Here is a 19483-nt window from a genome sequence, read left to right as displayed (position 1 = left end):
CGTTCTTTGTGGATCAGCTTCCTGTGCTGCGGTACGCGCGCAGCCCCGCACGCCAGCCCAGACCGGCCGGCAACCAGAACAGGCCCGCCACCACCGGGGGCAGGAACGCCACCCAGTCCGGCAGACCCAACGGATACTCCCGGCCCAGCACGTACAGCGCCGGCAGCCAGTTCACGAAGGCCAGCGGCACCACGAACGTCACCCCGCGCACCAGATCCTTCGCGAAGACCGACGGCGGGTACTGGAGCAGTGTGTTCCCGCCGTACGTGAAGGCGTTCTGCACCTGTGCGGCGTCCTGCGCGACGAACTGGAACGCCGCCCCGGCCACGAACAGCGCCCCGAAGACCGCCGCCCCGCTCAACAGCATCATCGGCACCATCGCCGCCTTCAGCGGCGTCCACTCGATGTCCAGCACCACCAGCGCATACCCCAGCACCAGCACCCCCTGGAACACCCGCCCCAGCCTGCGCAGCGCGAACCGGTCCGCCGCCACCTGGGCGAGCACCGGGACCGGCCGCACCAGCAGGGTGTCCAGCGTGCCGTCGCGCACCCGCGCGCCCAGCCGGTCCATCGAGCCCAGCAACAGATCGGCGAGACCGAACGCGGTGCCCGACACCCCGTACAGCAGCGCGATCTCGGGCAGTGTGTAGCCGCCCAGCCGGTCCACGTGCGAAAACATCAGCAGGATCGCAACGAAGTCGAAGGCGGTCGCCGCGAAGTTCCCGAACACCGTCAAGGCGAACGAGGCACGGTACGCCATCGTCGAACGCAGCCACATCATCGCGATCAGCCCGTACGCCCGGACACCCTCGACGAACCTCGGCCGGCGGACGAACACCTCCTCGGGCCACTGCGCGGGCCGGCCCCCGGAAGCGTCCGCCGCCCCCGCCACCTCCACCGCACCGGTCGTGTCAGCCACCCTGGACCACCACCCTCCGCGTCGCCACCGACTGCACCATCCGCCCCACCAGCAGCAGCGCCACCGCCCAGCCCGCCTGGAAGGCGTACGCCCGCACCAGCTCCCACCCCGGGTACTTGCCGAGGAACACATCGACCGGCACCTGGAGCAGCGACGACCACGGCAACGCCCGCGCGACGTCCCCCAACACCCCGGGGAACAACGTCAGCGGAAGCAGCATCCCGGAGAAGAACATCCCCGCCAGCCAGGCCATCTGCGCCACCCCCGCCCCGTCCAGCAGCCAGAACGCGGAGAGCGCCACCAGAAAACGGATCGCGAAACTGACCACGACACCGAGCGCCACCGACAGAAGGAAAGCCATCCAGATCCCCGGCGAGGAGGGCAGCGCCAGATCGAAGGCGAGCGATCCCACCAGCATCGGCACGATGCCGCGCCCCAGCAGATGGAAAGCGGCACGGCCCAGATCACCCGCGAGCCACCACAGTTGGAGATCGGCGGGCCGGTAGAGGTCGACCGCGATGTCGCCGGTGCGGATCCGCTCGATCAGCTCGTCCTCGAAACCGCCGCCCATCATGGAACAGGTCATCAGCAGCGCCTGCCCCAGCCAGACATAGCTGAGCGCCTGGGACATGTCGTAACCACCGAGCTGCGGCCGCTCGTCCCACAACGCCACATAGGTGTACGCGAGGATGAACCCGAAGACGGTGTTGGTGAAGACTCCGGCCGCCGTGGCGGTCCGGTAGGTGGCGAAGCGCCGGAACTGTCCCGCCGCCACCACCGCGTAAAGCCGCACCGCACACACCCCCCATCGCCAGGTGCCCAACGGCTTCGGACACCAAAGCGCACGACCCTAGTCCAGCGGGGACGGCCACCGCGACCGCTTTTCGGGGGCCTATCCGGGGTCGATCCGGTGCTTATTCCGCAGAAAAGGGCACTATGGGGGAACTGACCGCGGCCGAGGAGTCTGCACGTAAATGAGCGACGAGCCACAGCAGCCGAGCGGGGAACACTATCCCCGGGGACGGGCCCCCAGGGATCCGGCCGCCCACGGCAGCGCCGGTGCGTCCGGCGCAACGTCCGGCGAACCCGGCGACGGAAACGAAAGCGGCAGGACGAAGAAGGCCAAGCGCACCGGATGGCGCCGCGCCGTCCCCACCTGGCGGATGGTCCTCGGCTCCGTCCTCTTCGTCGCCGCACTCCTGATCGGCGGCTTCATCGCCGGGTACGCACTCGTCGACATCCCGGCCGCCAACACCAGCGCCACCGCACAGTCCAACGTCTACCTCTACGAGGACGGCAGCGTCCTCGCCCGCTCCGGCGAGGTCAACCGGGAGAACGTCAAGCTCGCCCAGGTACCGCTCACCGTCCAGCACGCCGTCCTCGCCGCGGAGGACCGCGACTTCTACTCCGAACGGGCCGTCGACCTCAAGGCCATGACCCGCGCCGCCTTCAACACACTCACCGGCAAGGGCAAGCAGGGCGGCTCGACGATCACCCAGCAGTACGTCAAGAACTACTACCTCGGCCAGGAACAGACCGTCGTCCGCAAGATCAAGGAGTTCTTCATCGCGGTCAAACTCAACCGCGAGGAGTCCAAGGAGCAGATCCTCAAGGGCTACCTCAACACCAGCTACTTCGGCCGCAACGCCTACGGCATCCAGGCCGCCGCCCAGGCCTACTACTCCAAGGACATCGGCGACATCACCACCGCCGAGGGCGCCTACCTCGCCTCCCTGCTCAACGCCCCCAGCAAATACGACGTCGTCGCCCACCCCGAGAACAAGGCCGCCGCCCTCGGACGCTGGAACTACGTACTCGACGGCATGGTCAAGGAGAAATGGCTCGGCGCGGACGAACGCGCCACGATGAAGTTCCCCCAGCCCGGCAGGATCAAGCCGCCCACCGGACTCTCCGGACAACGCGGCTACATCGTCCAGGCCGTCGAGGACTACCTCACCGGCAACGACATCATCGACGAGAACACCCTCGCCACCGGCGGCTACCGCATCACCACCACCCTGGCGAAGAAGAAGCAGAACGCGCTCGTCAAGGCCGTCGACGACAACGTCATGACCTACACCAGCCCCGACCGCCCGGCCGACCGCAACGTCCGCGTCGGCGGCGCCTCCATCGACCCCGGCACCGGCCGGGTCGTCGCCATGTACGGCGGCATCGACTACACCAAGCAGTACGTGAACAACGCGACCCGGCGCGACTACCAGGTCGGCTCCACCTTCAAGCCCTTCGTCTTCACCGCCGCCGTCGTCAACAGCTCCACCACCCAGGACGGCCGTCGCATCACCCCCCGCACCATCTACGACGGCACCGACAAACGCATGGTCCAGGGCCCCGACGGACCCACCGGATACGCCCCCGCCAACGAGGACGACATCGACTACGGGCCCATCACCGTCACCACCGCCACCGACAAGTCCGTCAACGCCGTCTACGCCCAGATGGCCGAGGACGTCGGCCCGGACAAGGTCAAACAGACCGCCATCGACCTCGGCCTCCCGAAGAACACCCCCGACCTCACCGCATACCCCTCCATCGCCCTCGGCGTCTCCACCGCCAGCGTCCTGGACATGACCGAGGCGTACGCCACCCTCGCCAACCACGGCCGGCACGGCGCGTACACCCTCGTCGAACGGATCAGCAAGGGCGGCGAGGACATCGAGCTCCCCGACAGCCGGCACACCGAACAGACAGTCCACCGCACGGCCGCCGACACCACGACCTCGATCCTCCAGAGCGTCGTCGAGGACGGCAGCGGCACCGCCGCCCAGGGCGCGGGGCGCCCCGCCGCAGGCAAGACCGGCACCGCCGAGGAGGACAAGGCGGCCTGGTTCGCCGGCTACACCCCCGACCTCGCCACCGTGATCGCGGTCATGGGCCAGGACCCCGAGACCGGCGTACAGAAACCGCTGTACGGGGCACTCGGACTCGCCCGCATCAACGGCAGCGGCGCACCCGCCCAGACCTGGGCCCAGTACACCGAAGCCGCCCTGCGATCCACCCCGGCCAGGAACTTCGACCTCGAACTCGAAAGCGGCGCCGAGGAACCCACCCCGCCCACCGACGAGGAAACCGGCCCGCAGAACACCACAACACCCTCCGAAACCAGCTCCGGCACCCCACCGAACAGCCCCGGAACCACCCCGCCCGGCGAACCCTCGACCCCCGGATCCAACGAACCGGCCACCGGCGGCACGAACACCAACACCCCGGCCCAAGGCAGCACGAACAACGGCGGCGGCGACAACGGCGACCCCCACGACGACAACACCGGCGGGGACAGCAACGGATTCCTCCCCGGCCCCCGGGGCACCCCCGCCCCGAGTCAGTGACCCGACGTCGCCTTCAGCCCCACGACGGCAACCAGCAACAGACAGACGAAGAAGATCCGGGCGGCGGTCACCGGCTCGTTCAGCACGACCATGCCCAGCACCGCCGCACCGGCCGCACCGATCCCCACCCACACGCCGTACGCCGTACCGATCGGCAGCGTCCTGGCCGCATGGGACAGCATCACCATGCTCGCCACGATCCCGAGACCCGTGAACACGCTCGGCCACAGCCGGGTGAACCCCTCGGTGTACTTCATCCCTATCGACCAGGCCACTTCCAGCAGACCGGCGACCACCAGCAGAACCCACGCCATGACGGCACCTCCGACGAAACAGAACACGCGGACAACACGGGTGCGTCGTCTTTTCGAAGCCCGGTACGGCGCGTCTCGTCGGGTGCCCCCACCGTAGCAAAGAACATGTAAAAGGCCTGGTGACATCGGTCACCAGGCCAAGCACCCACAACCACGGCAGGGATCAGGGATACGGACCGGGCAGGAGCTACAGGTACAGCCCGGTCGAATCCACCGACCCCTCGAACCGGTCCGCCGCCACCGCATGCAGATCGCGCTCACGCATCAGCACATACGCCACACCACGCACCTCCACCTCCGCACGGTCCTCGGGGTCGTACAGCACCCGGTCACCCGGCTCCACCGTCCGCACGTTCTGGCCGACCGCAACCACCACGGCCCAGGACAGCCGACGGCCGACCGCAGCCGTCGCCGGAATCAGAATGCCGCCACCGGAACGCCGCTCGCCCTCGGGCGTATCGGACCGGACCAGCACACGGTCGTGCAGCATGCGGATGGGCAGCTTGTCGTCGGTGTTCTCGCTCACGCCCCGCAACCTACCTGCCCGCCGCGCCCACACGCCCCTCCGGGGTGCGCGGACCGCGACATCAGCCCTTTCGGCGCCGCTTCGACGCCACCACCAGACCCACGACACCCACCGCGAACAGCGCCGCCGGAATCACCCGCTCCATCCGCGGGGTCCCGTCCTCGGCCACGAACTGCGCCTTCACGTCCGACACCGTCCGGTTCACCGCGACGAAAGCCCGCCCGGCCGTCCGGTCCAGGGCCTCGACCGCCTTGGCCTTCACATCACCCATGATCGTATCCGGGTGCACCCGCACCCCGATCTCATCGAGCACCACCGCAAGCTGCTCACGCCTGCTGATGATGTCCGCCTCGATCTGCGCAGGGGTCCTGGCATCCGACACTGCGCCGCCTCCATGGTCCTCGTCCGGTAAACCTTCGTCGACAGTCTGTCAGCTCGACCGACCGCCCACCCGGCGGCACCCCTATTACGCTCGGTCCCGTACACCCCACGTGCCACCCGAGGAGAACCATGAGCGAGCGACTCCAGCCCGGCGACACCGCCCCCGCCTTCACCCTGCCCGACGCCGACGGCAACGAGATCTCGCTCGCCGACCACAAGGGCCGCAAGGTCATCGTCTACTTCTACCCGGCCGCCCTCACCCCCGGCTGCACCAAGCAGGCCTGCGACTTCACCGACAACCTGGAGCTGCTCGCCGGCGCCGGATACGACGTGATCGGCGTCTCCCCCGACAAGCCCGAGAAGCTCGCCAAGTTCCGCGAGCAGGAGAACCTCGAGGTCACGCTGGTCGGCGACCCGTCCAAGGAGACCCTTGAGGCGTACGGCGCCTTCGGCGAGAAGAAGCTCTACGGCAAAACGGTGACGGGCGTCATCCGCTCCACGGTCGTCGTGGACGAGGAGGGCAAGGTCGAACGCGCCCTCTACAACGTCAAGGCCACCGGCCACGTCGCCAAGATCATCAAGGACCTCGGCATCTGAGGCGGGGGTCCGCCCGGCCCCGGAATGCCCTGTACCGCTTCAGCCCCGACCGAAGCGGTACAGGGCATTCCACATCTTGTCGGATATCGGACGTGACTCTCCGATAAACGACTCGTTGATCCGTACGAGGCCGCGAACATGCGGCCGGATGCGGAGGGGAACGTGGCAGCTCGATACACCCGCGAGCTACTCGAAGAGGCAGCGCGGAAAACCACGAACGCGAACGATGCGGTCCGCTGGTGCGGGGGAACACCGACGCCGGGGAGCCGGAGTTATCTGCGCCGGAAGATGACCGAGGCGGGGGTGGACACATCCCATTTCACGACAGGGCGGATCCGCCACCAGGAAGCACGACTGCGCGAGGTGGTCGCCGAGTCCAGCAACATGAAAGATGTCCTCCGGCGCCTTGGCATCAGCCCGGTTGGGGGCAACCACACTCACATCAGCCGTCGAATCGCAGCGCTGGGCATCGACACATCACACTTCTCCACGTCCCCGCGCCGCCCGAAGGGCCCGCAAGACGATCTGCTCACCCTGAAATCGCCACTGGACGGCAGGACCCCCGGCGACCGGCTCCGCCGGGAGCTCATCCGCACAGGGGTGCCGGAACGCTGCGTATCGTGCGGTACGGGCACCGAGTGGAACAACAGGCCACTCCGGCTTGAGGTAGACCACATCAATGGCGACTGGTGGGACAATCGTCCGGACAACCTGAGATTGCTGTGCCCCAACTGCCATGCGGTGACGGACACTTACCGCGGACGCAAGCGACGGGCAAGGTCTTGAGCAGGCCGCGGTACACACCCGAGTTACTCGCGCAGGCGGCAGCTGCAGCGACAAGCCTTGTGGATCTCATGCGTCGACTCGACACCCCCCTTGCCAGCGGACCTCGCCGATACCTCCGCATCAGGCTGGCGCACTACGACATCGACACGTCGCACTTCATAGATGAGCCGTTGCCTCCTCGGCCCGCCGATTCGTACACCAGAGAACGCCTGCGGGAGGCAGCGGCCCATTCGTACAGCATCCGCGAGATGCTTGAGTTCATGGGCGTCGTGCCGTACGACAGCCTCTACGCCCACATCAACCGAAGGCTTGAGAAGTTCGGCATCGATACCGCGCATTTCACCGGCTCCAGCCGTCAGGGCAACCAGCCCCACTTCTCTCGCGAAGAAATCACTCGGGCCGTCGCGGAATCGCGCAGCATGGCCGAAGTGATGCGCGCGCTCGGGAAACATCCCTTCAACGGCGCGGGGAGAGAGAAGGCCAGGCGCAGCATCGCGCTGCACGCGCTGTCGACAGCCCATTTCGTGGGACAGGGGCACAACGCCGGTCGACCTTCCTCCACTCGCCGCACAGCGCAGGACATTCTGCAACGGCTCCCTGCAGGGGCGCCAAGGACCAAGACGCCCCTGCTGCGACGTGCTCTCGACGAGACCGGCATACCGCGTGCCTGTGCCGAATGCGGTCTGGGAGAAGCGTGGCAGGGCAAGCGCTTGGTTCTGGAGGTCGACCACATCAGCGGTGACCCGCTCGACAACCGCATGGAGAACCTGCGGTACTTGTGCCCGTCCTGCCACAGCCAAACCGCAACCTTCGCGAAGCGGCGCAGCATCGCACAGTAGAGTGGGGTCGATGGGTCCGTACCCCAGCTGGCCAAGAGGGCGCCGGTTTAGGTCCGGTGTGTCGTGGGTTCGAGTCCCACCGGGCCCACAGGCACAGAGTGGCCGTCACTTTCGTTTCGAAGGTGACGGCCACTCGCCGTCTCACCCCATCAGCTCCCGCACCACCGGCACCAGTGCCCGGAACGCCTTGCCCCGGTGGCTGATCGCGTTCTTCTCCGCCGGGGTCAGTTCCGCGCAGGTGCGGGTGTCGCCCTCGGGCTGGAGGATCGGGTCGTAGCCGAAGCCGTTGGTGCCGGACGGGGTGTGGCGCAGGGTGCCCGTCAGGCGGCCCTCGACCACGCGTTCCGTGCCGTCGGGGAGGGCGAGGGCGGCCGCGCAGGCGAAGTGGGCGCCGCGGTGGGGTGCGTCGATGTCGGAGAGCTGGGCCAGGAGCAGGTCCAGGTTGGCCTTGTCGTCGCCGTGGGTGCCGGCCCAGCGGGCGGAGAAGATGCCGGGGGCGCCGCCGAGCACGTCCACGCAGAGGCCGGAGTCGTCGGCGACGGCGGGGAGGCCGGTGGCCTTGGCGAGGGCGTGTGCCTTGAGCAGGGCGTTCTCGGCGAAGGTGACGCCGGTCTCCTTGACGTCGGGGATGTGGGGGTACGCGTCCGCGCCGACGAGCTCATGGCTGAGGCCGGCGTCGGCGAGGATCGCGTGGAGTTCGGTGATCTTCCCGGCGTTGCGGGTGGCGAGGATGAGGCGGGTCATGTCACCCAGTATCGGGGGTGGTCAGGGCGTGCAGACCTTGCCGATCTCCGCGGCTGCGTCGGTGACCGGGGTGATGTCGGGGGTGGCGTCGCCCTTGTCGATGGAGTCGCGGACGTTGCCGACGCCGGCCTGGAGGTCGTCGACGGCCTTGCCGAGGTCGGCGTTGTCGGTCTTGTCGCCGAGCTCGCCGAGTGACTTCTCGATCTCGTCGAGGGCTTCGGCGGCCTGGGTGGGGTCGCCGGCGGCGTTGGAGACGGCCTGCTGGAGGTTGTCGACGCTGGTGGCGATGGCGTCGGCGGTGCGGACGCAGTCCATCGCCTTGTCGACGGCGCCGCAGCCGGTCGCGGCGGTGAGGGCGAGGGCGGTCAGGGTCAGCGCGACGGTGGTGCTGCGGTGGCGGGTGGCCTTGGCCATGGTGCGGTTCCTCCCCGGATGCGGATACGCGGACGGGCGCACGGTTCGACCCGTGCGCCCGTATTCGCAACGACGCGGTGCGGTGCGTACTTGGTTGCTTCTTTACTCGCCCAGGGTGCGGGCGAGGGCCTCGTGCTGGATGACGGTCAGGTCCGCGCAGCCGGCTGTGGCGAGGTCGAGGAGGGCGCCCAGTTCCTTGCGGTCGAAGGGGGTGGCCTCGGCGGTGCCCTGGACTTCGACGAAGCGGCCGTCGCCGGTGCAGACGACGTTCATGTCGGTCTCGGCGCGGACGTCCTCCTCGTAGCAGAGGTCGAGGAGGGGGGTGCTGTCGACGATGCCGACGCTGATCGCGGAGACGGTGTCGGTCAGCGGCTTGCGGCCGTGCTTGACGATCTTCTTGCGCTGGGCCCAGGTGACGGCGTCGGCGAGGGCGACGTAGGCGCCGGTGATGGCGGCGGTGCGGGTGCCGCCGTCGGCCTGGAGGACGTCGCAGTCGAGGACGATGGTGTTCTCGCCGAGGGCCTTGTAGTCGATGACGGCGCGCAGGGAGCGGCCGATGAGGCGGCTGATCTCGTGGGTGCGGCCGCCGATCTTGCCGCGTACGGATTCGCGGTCGCCGCGGGTGTTGGTGGAGCGGGGCAGCATGGAGTATTCGGCGGTGACCCAGCCTTCGCCGCTGCCCTTGCGCCAGCGCGGGACGCCTTCGGTGACGGAGGCGGTGCAGAAGACCTTGGTGTCGCCGAAGGAGATGAGTACGGAGCCTTCGGCGTGCTTGCTCCATCCGCGTTCGATGGTGACGGGGCGGAGCTGTTCGGGGGTGCGGCCGTCGATACGAGACATGGCGTCGACCCTATCGGGTGCCGGGGTGGCGTCCGTTCGGGTGCGGCACAGGCCCCGTCCGGCCGGGCGGGGCCTGCACGGTGCCGAGCGGTCGGCTCAGCGGGGGGTCGGGCGGCCGGTCACATCATGTCTTCGATGTCGGCGGCGATGGGGTCGGCGTCGGTGCCGATGACGACCTGGATCGCGGTGCCCATCTTCACGACGCCGTGGGCTCCGGCGGCCTTGAGCGCGGTTTCGTCGACCTTGCTCGGGTCGTGGACCTCGGTGCGGAGGCGGGTGATGCAGCCTTCGATCTCGTCGATGTTCTCGATACCGCCGAGCCCGGCGACGATCTTCTCAGCCTTGCTGGCCATGACCTTCTCCCTGGTTCTTCACATGCGTGCGACGGCCCACCCTGGGTCCGTTTCGTCACCGTAACGCACGTTTGGCCCAGCTTCGCGGGCGGGCGGCTGGGCGGTCGCCAATGATGACGATCACCGGTGCTCTGTCTTCCAGACGGGTTACGCACCGTACCTCAATTGGTCTACACTAATCAGCGACGACCGCCGAACGTGCCGTGTTCCGAGAGGATGCCGATGAGCTCAAGCAGCGCCGCAGTGCCACGGAAGACATGGTGGAACGGCTTCTTCCAAGGCCTCCAGAAGATGGGCCGCAGCCTCCAGCTCCCGATCGCCGTACTGCCGGCGGCCGGCATTCTCAACCGGCTGGGCCAGCCGGACGTGTTCGGCGACGAGGGCCTGGGCTGGGACAACATCGCCAAGGTTTTCGCGGCCGCGGGCGGTGCGCTGCTCGACTCGGGGCTCGGCCTTCCCCTGCTGTTCTGCGTCGGTGTCGCGATCGGCATGGCGAAGAAGTCTGACGGCTCCACCGCGCTCGCCGCGGTGGCCGGCTTCCTCGTCTACTACGCGGTGCTGCACGCCTTCCCGGTGAACTGCGCCCCAGGCGAGACCTTCACTTCGGGCGGCACCTGGTTCGGTACCTGCGTGAGCAAGGACGCCAAGGTCACGGCGGCCGAGTATCAGAATCCGGGGGTGTTCGGCGGCATCGTGATGGGGTTGCTGTCCGCCTGGTTCTGGCAGCGGTACCACCGGGTCAAGCTGGTGGACTGGCTGGGCTTCTTCAACGGCCGCCGGCTCGTCCCGATCATCATGGCGTTCGTCGGTCTCCTGTTCGCCGGGCTGTGCGCCTGGTTGTGGCAGCCGATCGGTGACGGTCTGACCAGCTTCTCCAAGTGGCTGGTGGATCTGGACTGGGTGGGCTCCGGCGTCTTCGGTATCGCCAACCGCGCACTGCTGGTCGTCGGCCTCCACCAGTTCCTGAACACCTTCGTCTGGTTCCAGTTCGGCGACTTCACCAAGCCGGACGGCACGGTCGTGCACGGTGACATCAACCGGTTCCTGGCGGGTGACCCGACGGCGGGCCAGTTCACTTCGGGTTTCTTCCCGATCATGATGTTCGCCCTCCCCGCCGCGGCGCTGGCGATCTACCACTGCGCCAAACCGCATAGCCGCAAGGTGGTCGGCGGCATGATGCTCTCGGTCGGCCTGACGTCGTTGGTGACGGGCATCACCGAGCCGATCGAGTACTCGTTCCTCTTCGTCGCACCCCTGCTGTACGGAATCCACGCGGTGCTCACGGGCGTCTCGATGGCGGTGACATGGGGGCTCGGGGTCAAGGACGGCTTCAGCTTCTCGGCGGGACTGATCGACTACGTCATCAACTGGAGTCTGGCGACCAAACCCTGGCTGATCATCCCGATCGGACTGGTCTTCGCCGCCGTGTACTACGCGATCTTCCGGTTCGCGATCACCAGATTCAATCTCCAGACGCCGGGCCGCGAACCCGACGAGCTGGAGGAGGAGATCGAGAGGAACCTCACGAAATAGCAGGTCGGACGGGCCCCCTCAGACCTCGTACACCGCCCCCGGCACCGCCACTTCCGCCGGTCCGTGGAAGACCGTGCGGGCGTCGGCCAGGTTGCGGTCGGCGTCGGTCCACGGCGGGATGTGGGTCAGGACGAGGCGCCCCACTCCGGCGCGGGCGGCGGTCTCGCCCGCCTCGCGGCCGTTGAGGTGGAGGTCCGGGATGTCCTCCTTGCCGTGGACGAACGATGCTTCGCACAGGAACAGGTCGACGCCCTCGGCGAGTTCGTCCAGGGCCTCGCAGGTCCCCGTGTCGCCGGAGTAGGCCAGCGAGCGGCCGCCGTGCTCGATCCGGATCGCGAAGGTGTCGACGGGGTGGCAGACCTTCTCCGTACGGACCGAGAAGGGGCCGATCTCGAACGATCCCGGCTTCAGTGTGTGGAAGTCGAAGACCTCGCTCATCGCGTGCTCGGACGGGGTGTCGGCGTGGGCGGTGGTCAGCCGCTGCTCGGTGCCTTCGGGTCCGTGGACCGGGATGGGGGCGGGGCGCCCCCCGTCGTGCCGGTAGTAGCGGACGACGAAGTACGCGCACATGTCGATGCAGTGATCGGCATGGAGGTGGCTGAGGAAGATGGCGTCGAGGTCGTAGAGACCGACATGGCGCTGCAACTCGCCGAGGGCGCCGTTGCCCATGTCGAGGAGCAGCCTGAAGCCGTCGGCCTCTACGAGGTAGCTCGAACACGCTGATCCCGCGGACGGGAACGAGCCGGAGCAGCCGACGACGGTGAGCTTCATGGAGCGTGAACCTCCGAGACGTGGGAACGGGGAGGGTTCGTGCGGTCTGTTGAGCGGTTTGTCGAGCGTAAGGCGCGAAACAGCCGGTCGCTCCTCCACGGCCGTCCGTTGTGGGGGAACTCACCTGCGCTGTCACCGGTTCGATGGAAGCGGTGGGGACGCCGGTACGGTCGGAGCATGGACATGTCCTGGTGGTGGATCGCGCTCGTTCTTGTCGTGCTGCTCGCGCTCGTCGCGGCGGTCGCCGACGGGCGGGGGCGGGGCGGGCGTCGGCCCCGTGGGGGTGCCCGCAGGTCGGCGGGGGCGCGCTTCGGTGGGCGTCCGGGTGGGCGGACCCGTCCGCCGGCGGGGCCCGGGCGCGGTGCGGAGCGCGGTCCGCGGGCGGGTGAGGTCTGGTGGGCGGAGGTGCCGTACGAGGACGGGCCGGGGGCGAAGGACCGGCCGTGTCTGGTGCTGTCGGTGCGGGGTGACTCGGTGCTCGTCGCGAAGATCACCAGCAGGCATCACGAGGGCCGGCCCGGAGTGATCGCGCTGCCCGCCGGGGCGGTGGGGGACGCGCGGGGCCGGGCGAGCTTCCTGGAGACGGACGAGTTGCGGGAGGTGGCCGTACGGGGGTTCCGGCGCCGGGTGGGCGTCGTGGACGCGGGGGTGTGGGAGCGGGTGCGCGGGCTCGGCCGGGGCGGGGCGGGGTGAGCGAGGGCGCGGGCGGAGGTGTCCCCGCGCCCGCGCCGGGGCCGTGCGCCCCTGTCCCTCTGTGCTGCTATGCCCAGAGCTGGCCGTGCAGCGTCTCGATGGCCGCTTCCGTGGTCGGGGCCGTGTAGACGCCGGTGGACAGGTACTTCCAGCCGCCGTCCGCGACGACGAAGACGATGTCGGCCGTCTCTCCCGCCTTCACGGCCTTCTTTCCCACTCCGATCGCCGCGTGGAGCGCGGCGCCGGTGGAGACGCCCGCGAAGATGCCCTCCTGCTGGAGGAGTTCGCGGGTGCGGGTGACCGCGTCCGCCGAGCCGACGGAGTAGCGGGTGGTGAGGACGGAGGCGTCGTAGAGCTCGGGGACGAAGCCTTCGTCGAGGTTGCGGAGCCCGTAGACCAGGTCGTCGTAGCGCGGCTCGGCGGCGACGATCTTGACGTCCGGCTTGTGTTCGCGCAGGTAGCGGCCGACGCCCATGAGGGTCCCCGTGGTGCCGAGGCCGGCCACGAAGTGGGTGACGGACGGGAGGTCGGTGAGGATCTCGGGGCCGGTGGTGGCGTAGTGGGCGCCCGCGTTGTCCGGGTTTCCGTATTGGTAGAGCATGACCCAGTCGGGGTGCTCGGCGGCCAGTTCCTTGGCCACGCGCACGGCCGTGTTGGAGCCGCCCGCCGCTGGGGAGGAGATGATCTCGGCACCCCACATGGTGAGCAGGTCGCGTCGTTCCTGGGAGGTGTTCTCCGGCATGACGCACACGATGCGGTAGCCCTTGAGCTTGGCCGCCATGGCGAGCGAGATGCCGGTGTTGCCGCTGGTGGGTTCCAGGATGGTGCAGCCGGGGGTCAACCGGCCGTCCTTCTCCGCCTGTTCGACCATGTGGAGCGCGGGGCGGTCCTTGATCGAGCCGGTGGGGTTGCGGTCCTCCAGCTTGGCCCAGATGCGGACCTCGTCCGAGGGTGACAGCCGCGGCAGGCGGACGAGCGGGGTGTTGCCCACCGCGGCGAGCGGGCTGTCGTACCGCATCAGTTCATGCCGCCGGCGACGGCCGGAAGGATCGTGACGTTGTCGCCGTCGCTGAGCTTGGTGGCGATGCCGTCGAGGAAGCGGACGTCCTCGTCGTTGAGGTAGACGTTCACGAAGCGGCGGAGTTCGTCGCCGTCGACGATGCGCTCGCGGATGCCGTTGTGGCGGCTTTCCAGGTCCGTGAGGAGGTCGGCGAGGGTCGCTCCGTTGCCCTCGACGGCCTTGGCGCCGTCGGTGTAGGTGCGGAGGATGGTCGGGATGCGGACCTCGATGGCCATGGCGTGGGCTCCTGTCGGAAGCGGGGAGGTGGCGTGGGGCGCGCGGCTCTGCCCCCGCGCGGGGGTGGTTGCGATACGTGTGGTGCTCGGGCCGCGGGCCCGGCTCAGGCCTGGGGGCCGGCGGGCAGGCGGCGGGTACAGATCGCGCTGGAGAGCCTGCACAGGTCGACGTGCAGCCGCGCGACGAGCAGTGTGCCCGGCGTCTTGTTGCTCACGTCATGGGGAACCATGCGGTCATCGTATCGATTCCCGGTCCGTAATCCCGAGTGTGATCTCACCTGGTGGATGTCTGGCGTTCGGCAGGTGGACGGGACCGTGGTGAGCCCGGTCCCGTCCGGCCGGTGGGCGGCCTGCCGGGTGCGGCGGAGCGGTGCGGTCAGGCGGGTACGTACGCCTCGACGACCTCGACGTCCTCCTCGGTGATCTCGCCGTCCACGATGCGGTACGAGCGGAACTGGAAGGGGCCCGCGTCGTCGGTGTCGGCCGTGGAGACGAGGACGTAGTGGGCGCCGGGTTCGTTGGCGTAGGTGACGTCGGTGCGGGAGGGGTAGGCCTCGGTCGCGGTGTGGGAGTGGTAGATGATCACCGGCTCCTCGTCGCGGTCGTCCATCTCGCGGTAGAGCTTGAGGAGGTCGGCCGAGTCGAACTCGTAGAAGGTGGGCGAGCGGGCGGCGTTGAGCATCGGGATGAACCGTTCGGCGCGGCCGGTACCGGCCGGTCCCGCGACCACGCCGCACGCCTCGTCGGGGTGGTCGGCGCGGGCGTGCGCGACGATCTGGTCGTGGAGCGCCTGGGTGATGGTCAGCATGGCGCCAGGATAGGCGGGCGGGCCCTTCGGTACCGAAGTGTGGTACGGAAGGGCCCGCATGGTGGACGAGTTCGCTGAAGCGGCAGGTCGGCGGCTCAGTTCTTCGCGAAGGCCTTGTTCTCGGGGTTGCGGGCCTTGAGGACCGCGTACGAGATGCCGAGGAGGGCGGCCCAGAGCGGGGCGCAGTACAGCGAGATCCTGGTGTCCTTGTCGATGCCCATCATCACGACGACCACGGCGATGAAGGCCAGCGCGAAGACGCTGCTGTACGGGGCGCCGGGGGCCCGGAAGGTGGACTGCGGGAGTGCTCCGCGGTCGGCGAGGCGCCGGTAGCGGATCTGGCTGATCAGGATCATGATCCAGGCCCACATGCCGGAGATGGTGGCGAACGAGACGACGTAGGTGAAGGCGTCACCGGGCCACTGGTAGTTGACCCAGACGCCGACGAGCATCAGTGCGGCGGAGAAGGTGGTGCCGACGAGCGGCGTGCCGCTCCTGGTGAGCCGGGTGAAGAACTTCGGGCCCTGCCCGCTGAGCGCGAGGTCGCGCAGCATGCGGCCGGTGGAGTACATGCCGGAGTTGCAGGAGGAGAGCGCCGCGGTCAGCACGACGAAGTTGACGATGCCGGCGCCGATGCCGAGTCCCATCTTGCTGAAGGCGGCGACGAACGGCGGGATGCCGGGCTCGAACTCGGTCCACGGGACCACGGAGAGGATCATGACGAGGGCGCCGACGTAGAAGACGGCGATGCGCCACGGCACGGCATTGATGGCCTTGGGCAGGACGGTCTTCGGATCCTTGGACTCGCCCGCGGTGACGCCGACGAGCTCGACGGCGAGGAAGGCGAACATCACGATCTGCAGGGTCATCAGGGTGCCCTTGATGCCGTGCGGGAAGAATCCGCCGTCGGACCAGAGGTGGGTGACGGATGCGGTGTCCCCGGCGTCGGAGAAGCCGAGGGTGAGGATTCCGGCGCAGATGAGGATCATGCCGATGATGGCGGTCACCTTGACCATGGAGAACCAGAATTCGAGTTCTCCGAAGAGTTTCACGGAGATCAGGTTCACGCCGTACAGAATGATGGTGAAGATCAGCGCCGAAACCCATTGGGGAATGCTGAACCAGAACGTCATGTACTGGGCGGCCGCGGTGACTTCGGTGATTCCGGTGACGACCCAGAACAGCCAGTAGGTCCAGCCGGTGACGAATCCGGCGAAGGGGCCGATGAATTCGCGGGCGTACTCGGAGAAGGAGCCCGAGACCGGGCGGTACATAAGGAGTTCACCCAGCGCCCGCATGATGAAGAAGATCACCAGACCCGCGACGGCGTAGGCCAGGACGAGGCTGGGTCCGGCCTTGGCGATCGCCTTTCCCGCGCCGAGGAAGAGTCCGGTGCCGATGGCTCCGCCGATGGCGATCATCTGGATCTGGCGGGCGCCGAGCGCCCTCTGGTATCCCTCACCCGCCGGGCCGGCATCCGTGACTTCCGTCGCCTGCCGGCCGCCCTGCCCATTGTCGACCTGTGCCGATGTCATGTGCTGCGCCTTTCTCCACGCCGATCCGCGCCGTCGAGGCCGCGGACCATGTCCTGATCCCCCCGGATATGGATGGAGTGCCGCCGGTGGTGGCCGGCTCGTGGCGCCCTCGGGAACAGGGGTGGCGCCCCCGAGTGGTCGTGAAGATTTATCACGGGCACCCGGGTGATCCACCGGGAATTATGTGGTGCACATCACAAGGAAAAGCGGACAAGGGTTTCTTGTCGTATCAAAAGAGACCATTCAGGTGACGGGATTGTTATCCGGATTTGAGCACCTGTTGAGCGAACGGCCGGGCGCCCGGCCGGGGCACGCCGCCCCGGCTACGGCTACGGCTACGGCTACGGCTACGGCTACGGCTACGGCATCAGCGTTTCCACGAGTGTTTCCTGGAGCGCGCCGAGCCAGAGATAGGCCATGACCATCGGTTTGCGCGGGTCGCTGTCGGGGAGCCGGTAGAGCGAGGAGCCGGACTCGCCCTCGTCCTCGTCGGAGACCTCCAGACGGGTGCCGATGGTGAGCCGGAGGTCATTGAGGGCGCCGAGCCAGTGGCGGCATTCGTCGCCGGTGAGTTCGAGCACGGCGGAGCCGTTCCCGGCGACCGTGAGGGCGTCCAGGGTGCGTACGACGACGAGGGCATCGTCGCGCTTGCGGGCGCGCAGGTCGTTCTCGGTGAAGCGGCGGAACTCGGCGGAGGCGGCCCGCAGTTCGCTGTCGTCGTCGCCGTACGCCTCGGGGAAGAGGCGGGCCAGGGCGGGGTCGGCGGGCGGTTCACTGGGCCCCTCCGCGAAGAGGGCGGCGAGCGGGTCCGCGCCCTCGGCGGGTTCGTCGCCGGGACCGATCAGTTCCAGCAGCTGGACGGCGAGGGAGCGCAGGATCGCGATCTCCACCTCGTCGAGCGCGACGGCCGCGCCGCCGCCTGGGGTGGCCTCGAAGTGGCCGGCCATGGGTTTTCTCCGATGGTGGTTCGGGCGGGGCAGGATTCGGGCGGGGGGCGGCAGGACGGTCTAGTTGCGGTCCTGCGTGAGGGTGGCCCACAGTCCGTAGCCGTGCATGGCCTGGACGTCGCGCTCCATCTCCTCGCGGCTGCCGCTGGAGACGACCGCGCGCCCCTTCCGGTGGACGTCCAGCATCAGCTTGTGCGCCTTGTCCTTGGGGTAGCCGAAGTAGGCCTGGAAGACATAGGTCACATAGCTCATGAGGTTGACCGGGTCGTTGTGGACCAGCGTCACCCAGGGGACGTCCGGCTCGGGGACGACGGCGCTCTCCTCGGCCGATTCGGGACGCTCGATCTCTGTGGGTGCGACGCTCACCCACCCCATGCTGCCACTCGGGAGGGTTCATCGCACAAACGACCCGAGATCTCGTCACTCTGACGAAATAGGGGTAGCATCCGGACCATGAACTCTGCGGACCTTGGGCGACGGGTCGGTGTGCCGTCGACCGCGCTCTTCACCGACCAGTACGAGCTCACGATGGTGCAGGCCGCGCTGAAGGCGGGCACGGCGGACCGGCGCTCGGTCTTCGAGGCCTTCACGCGCCGGCTGCCCGAGGGGCGGCGCTACGGCGTCGTCGCGGGCATCGGACGGGTGCTGGACGCGGTGGAGAACTTCCACTTCGACGACGAGATGCTCACCTTCCTGCGCGAACAGAACGTCGTGGACGGGCCCACGCTCGCCTGGCTGGCCGACTACCGCTTCAGCGGTGACATCTGGGGCTACCCGGAGGGCGAGGTGTACTTCCCCGGCTCGCCGGTCCTGCGCGTCGAGGGCTCCTTCGCCGAGTGCGTGCTGCTGGAGACGGTGATCCTTTCGATCCTCAACCACGACTCGGCGATAGCCGCCGCGGCGTCACGGATGTCCGCCGCGGCGGGCGGGCGTGGCCTGATCGAGATGGGTGCACGACGCACCCATGAGCTGTCGGCGGTGGCGTCGGCGCGCGCCGCGTACATCGGCGGCTTCCACACCACCTCCGACCTGGCGGCGGGCTTCCGCTACAACATCCCGACCGTCGGGACGAGCGCGCACGCCTTCACGCTGCTCCACGACACCGAGCGCGACGCGTTCCGGGCCCAGATCGACTCGCTGGGCCGGGGCACGACCCTGCTGGTCGACACGTACGACGTCGCGGAGGCGGTGCGTACGGCGGTCGAGGTCGCCGGGACCGGGCTGGGCGCGGTACGGATCGACTCCGGCGACCTGCTGCTGGTCGCGCACCGGGTCCGCCAGCAGCTGGACGAGCTGGGCGCCACGGAGACGAAGATCGTGGTGACGTCGGACCTGGACGAGTACGCCATCGCCTCGCTGGCCGCGGCGCCGGTCGACGCGTACGGGGTGGGCACGCAGCTGGTGACCGGCAGCGGGCAGCCCACCTGCTCGATGGTCTACAAGCTCGTCGCCCGTGCCGGGTCGGCCGATCCGGCGGAGCCGCTGCGTCCGGTGGCCAAGAAGTCGCTCGGCTCGAAGTCGTCGGTGGGCGGTCGCAAGTGGGCCGCGCGCCGGCTGGACGAGAACGGCGTGGCCGAGGCCGAGGTGGTCGGCACCGGTGCCGTACCGCCGGAGCTGGCCGACCGGCAGCTGCTGGTCGAGCTGGTCAGGGACGGTGAGGTGATCGCCCGCGAGCCCCTGGACACGGCGCGTGAGCGACACATCGCGGCGCGGGCGGGGCTGCCGATGTCGGCGGTGCAGCTGTCCCGCGGAGAGCCGGTGATTCCCACGGAGTACGTGTGACCGAGGAACACGGTGGCGGGCGGGCGCGCTCGCTCACCGCCGTGTCCCCGGACGCCGC

General features: G+C 68.7%; 24 protein-coding genes, 1 tRNA gene and 1 riboswitch. Of the genes, 8 read left to right on the top strand and 17 right to left on the bottom strand.

Annotated elements, in window-relative coordinates:
• Positions 1–13 precede the first annotated feature (13 nt).
• A complete protein-coding gene (locus IE107_RS20040; protein WP_229867115.1) occupies positions 14–838 on the bottom strand; it encodes an ABC transporter permease in 825 nt (274 codons plus the stop codon).
• Between the two features lie 73 nt (positions 839–911).
• The gene (locus tag IE107_RS20035; RefSeq protein WP_189545187.1) at positions 912–1712 is read right to left on the bottom strand and encodes an ABC transporter permease; all 801 of its coding nucleotides are present in this window, start codon (positions 1710–1712) and stop codon (positions 912–914) included.
• A 181-nt stretch (positions 1713–1893) separates the two neighbouring features.
• Between IE107_RS20035 and IE107_RS20030 the strand changes: the two genes are divergently transcribed.
• A complete protein-coding gene (locus IE107_RS20030; protein ID WP_189545186.1) occupies positions 1894–4266 on the top strand; it encodes a transglycosylase domain-containing protein in 2373 nt (790 codons plus the stop codon).
• Here the strand turns inward: IE107_RS20030 and IE107_RS20025 are convergent.
• From IE107_RS20025 to IE107_RS20015, 3 genes are all read right to left on the bottom strand, one after another.
• Positions 4260–4580 (bottom strand): DMT family transporter, encoded by a 321-nt coding sequence (locus tag IE107_RS20025; RefSeq protein ID WP_189545185.1) that lies wholly within the window; start codon positions 4578–4580, stop codon positions 4260–4262. The two genes, IE107_RS20030 and IE107_RS20025, sit on opposite strands and share 7 nt — an antisense overlap.
• Positions 4581–4619: 39 nt before the next feature.
• A riboswitch (guanidine-III (ykkC-III) riboswitch) is annotated at positions 4620–4683 on the bottom strand.
• Between the two features lie 84 nt (positions 4684–4767).
• Positions 4768–5106 carry a GroES family chaperonin gene (locus IE107_RS20020; protein WP_189545184.1) on the bottom strand — a complete coding sequence of 113 codons (339 nt, stop codon included), beginning with the start codon at positions 5104–5106 and terminating at the stop codon, positions 4768–4770.
• A 61-nt stretch (positions 5107–5167) separates the two neighbouring features.
• Positions 5168–5488, bottom strand: coding sequence for a DUF3618 domain-containing protein (locus tag IE107_RS20015; protein ID WP_189545183.1), 321 nt, complete (start codon positions 5486–5488; stop codon positions 5168–5170).
• A gap of 128 nt (positions 5489–5616) precedes the next feature.
• On the opposite strand from IE107_RS20015, the gene bcp reads away from it, so the two are divergent.
• The 4 genes from bcp (at position 5617) to IE107_RS19995 (ending at position 7797) form a co-directional block, all read left to right on the top strand.
• Positions 5617–6084: a thioredoxin-dependent thiol peroxidase gene (gene bcp, locus IE107_RS20010; protein ID WP_189545182.1), complete on the top strand. Its 468-nt coding sequence runs from the start codon at positions 5617–5619 to the stop codon at positions 6082–6084.
• A 138-nt stretch (positions 6085–6222) separates the two neighbouring features.
• Positions 6223–6870, top strand: coding sequence for an HNH endonuclease (locus IE107_RS20005; protein WP_189545181.1), 648 nt, complete (start codon positions 6223–6225; stop codon positions 6868–6870).
• A gap of 68 nt (positions 6871–6938) precedes the next feature.
• A complete protein-coding gene (locus IE107_RS20000) occupies positions 6939–7709 on the top strand; it encodes an HNH endonuclease (protein WP_229867108.1) in 771 nt (256 codons plus the stop codon).
• 12 nt (positions 7710–7721) lie between these two features.
• A tRNA-Leu gene (locus IE107_RS19995) sits at positions 7722–7797 on the top strand.
• A 53-nt stretch (positions 7798–7850) separates the two neighbouring features.
• Here IE107_RS19995 and rdgB read toward each other — a convergent pair.
• The 4 genes from rdgB to IE107_RS19975 all read right to left on the bottom strand — a co-directional run bounded on the left by rdgB (position 7851) and on the right by IE107_RS19975 (position 10060).
• Positions 7851–8453, bottom strand: a complete 603-nt coding sequence (gene rdgB, locus IE107_RS19990; RefSeq protein ID WP_189545179.1) for an RdgB/HAM1 family non-canonical purine NTP pyrophosphatase — start codon at positions 8451–8453, stop codon at positions 7851–7853.
• A 21-nt stretch (positions 8454–8474) separates the two neighbouring features.
• On the bottom strand, positions 8475–8867 hold the full coding sequence (locus IE107_RS19985) for a DUF8711 family protein (RefSeq protein WP_189545178.1): 393 nt from the start codon (positions 8865–8867) through the stop codon (positions 8475–8477).
• Positions 8868–8969: 102 nt separating this feature from the next.
• The gene (gene rph / locus IE107_RS19980) at positions 8970–9707 is read right to left on the bottom strand and encodes a ribonuclease PH (protein WP_189545177.1); all 738 of its coding nucleotides are present in this window, start codon (positions 9705–9707) and stop codon (positions 8970–8972) included.
• A gap of 119 nt (positions 9708–9826) precedes the next feature.
• Positions 9827–10060: a PTS sugar transporter subunit IIB gene (locus tag IE107_RS19975; RefSeq protein WP_189545176.1), complete on the bottom strand. Its 234-nt coding sequence runs from the start codon at positions 10058–10060 to the stop codon at positions 9827–9829.
• A gap of 222 nt (positions 10061–10282) precedes the next feature.
• On the opposite strand from IE107_RS19975, the gene IE107_RS19970 reads away from it, so the two are divergent.
• On the top strand, positions 10283–11593 hold the full coding sequence (locus IE107_RS19970) for a PTS transporter subunit EIIC (RefSeq protein ID WP_189545175.1): 1311 nt from the start codon (positions 10283–10285) through the stop codon (positions 11591–11593).
• Between the two features lie 18 nt (positions 11594–11611).
• Here the strand turns inward: IE107_RS19970 and IE107_RS19965 are convergent, their stop codons facing one another.
• Positions 11612–12364, bottom strand: coding sequence for an MBL fold metallo-hydrolase (locus IE107_RS19965; protein ID WP_189545174.1), 753 nt, complete (start codon positions 12362–12364; stop codon positions 11612–11614).
• 177 nt (positions 12365–12541) lie between these two features.
• On the opposite strand from IE107_RS19965, the gene IE107_RS19960 reads away from it, so the two are divergent.
• The gene (locus IE107_RS19960; RefSeq protein WP_189545173.1) at positions 12542–13057 is read left to right on the top strand and encodes a type II toxin-antitoxin system PemK/MazF family toxin; all 516 of its coding nucleotides are present in this window, start codon (positions 12542–12544) and stop codon (positions 13055–13057) included.
• 67 nt (positions 13058–13124) lie between these two features.
• Here IE107_RS19960 and IE107_RS19955 read toward each other — a convergent pair whose 3' ends face one another.
• From IE107_RS19955 to clpS, 7 genes are all read right to left on the bottom strand, one after another.
• A complete protein-coding gene (locus IE107_RS19955; protein WP_189545172.1) occupies positions 13125–14075 on the bottom strand; it encodes a PLP-dependent cysteine synthase family protein in 951 nt (316 codons plus the stop codon).
• On the bottom strand, positions 14075–14353 hold the full coding sequence (locus tag IE107_RS19950; protein ID WP_189545171.1) for a MoaD family protein: 279 nt from the start codon (positions 14351–14353) through the stop codon (positions 14075–14077). The genes IE107_RS19955 and IE107_RS19950 overlap by 1 nt, the downstream gene beginning before the upstream one ends.
• Positions 14354–14457: 104 nt before the next feature.
• Positions 14458–14583 (bottom strand): putative leader peptide, encoded by a 126-nt coding sequence (locus tag IE107_RS35785; RefSeq protein WP_268246607.1) that lies wholly within the window; start codon positions 14581–14583, stop codon positions 14458–14460.
• A 146-nt stretch (positions 14584–14729) separates the two neighbouring features.
• Complete coding sequence (locus IE107_RS19945; RefSeq protein WP_189545170.1) at positions 14730–15161, bottom strand: M67 family metallopeptidase; 432 nt, start codon at positions 15159–15161, stop codon at positions 14730–14732.
• Positions 15162–15256: 95 nt separating this feature from the next.
• Complete coding sequence (locus tag IE107_RS19940; protein WP_189545169.1) at positions 15257–16696, bottom strand: amino acid permease; 1440 nt, start codon at positions 16694–16696, stop codon at positions 15257–15259.
• Positions 16697–17055: 359 nt separating this feature from the next.
• Positions 17056–17643 (bottom strand): DUF2017 domain-containing protein, encoded by a 588-nt coding sequence (locus tag IE107_RS19935; RefSeq protein WP_189545168.1) that lies wholly within the window; start codon positions 17641–17643, stop codon positions 17056–17058.
• A gap of 60 nt (positions 17644–17703) precedes the next feature.
• Positions 17704–18018: an ATP-dependent Clp protease adapter ClpS gene (clpS, locus tag IE107_RS19930; protein ID WP_189545167.1), complete on the bottom strand. Its 315-nt coding sequence runs from the start codon at positions 18016–18018 to the stop codon at positions 17704–17706.
• A 78-nt stretch (positions 18019–18096) separates the two neighbouring features.
• On the opposite strand from clpS, the gene IE107_RS19925 reads away from it, so the two are divergent.
• Positions 18097–19425: a nicotinate phosphoribosyltransferase gene (locus IE107_RS19925; RefSeq protein ID WP_189545166.1), complete on the top strand. Its 1329-nt coding sequence runs from the start codon at positions 18097–18099 to the stop codon at positions 19423–19425.
• The last annotated feature ends 58 nt before the right edge of the window (positions 19426–19483 follow it).

The organism is Streptomyces gelaticus, assembly GCF_014649535.1.
Lineage (GTDB): Bacteria > Actinomycetota > Actinomycetes > Streptomycetales > Streptomycetaceae > Streptomyces > Streptomyces gelaticus.
Note: the sequence above shows the minus strand (reverse complement) of the source record. Positions and strands in the feature narration are given on the sequence as shown.